This window comes from Pseudoalteromonas sp. NBT06-2 (assembly GCF_002276045.1).
Classification (GTDB): Bacteria; Pseudomonadota; Gammaproteobacteria; order Enterobacterales; family Alteromonadaceae; genus Pseudoalteromonas.
Genome location: NZ_NQMR01000408.1, coordinates 1 through 576 on the forward strand (window position 1 = coordinate 1; position 576 = coordinate 576).

General features: G+C 38.4%; 1 protein-coding gene. It reads right to left on the reverse strand.

What is annotated here, in order from left to right:
* Positions 1–18: 18 nt before the first annotated feature.
* Positions 19–576: RES family NAD+ phosphorylase (locus CJF42_RS26325; protein ID WP_141235711.1), on the reverse strand; the 558-nt coding region annotated here is incomplete at its 5' end.

Sequence of the window (576 nt, forward strand, 5' to 3'; positions counted from 1 at the left end):
ATAAGGTTGGATTCCAATTTAAACTAATGAAACACTTTCAGCGCTTGTGATCTTCTCACCATTCCAAATAAGCGCAAAGTGAGTGCTTTGAATTACTTCTTGTACATTTTTTGGTGTAAGCATCGCCCAGCAAATCGCACCTTCATTTCTTACACTGTTGTATTTGATGGTTTCTATGCCATCAGTTCTGAGTTTGTTTCCCAACTGTCTAGCATTTGTATAGTTTTGTTTATCATATACGGGATCTGTTATGTCCAAATTCGTTAAGTCGTGAAGCTTCCCTTCATCAAACTTAACTTTAAGCCCTCTAAGAACGATACGATCATAATGCAACCCAACGACATTACTAAAATAGTGTTGTTGGTGGTGTGTTACTTCAGCCAATGCTGTTTCCATGCTATCAGCAACATACAGTACACCAGCATCCCCATGAGAAAACCTAGAACCATCTGGATTGATATGAGTAAAAGGAGCTGTAGCATATGAACATCCAGTAATACCAAATGGAATATCATCTTGATTAACTAGCCCAAGATCACCTACTTCAGCTTTCAACCTTGGGTTAGTTAATGACTG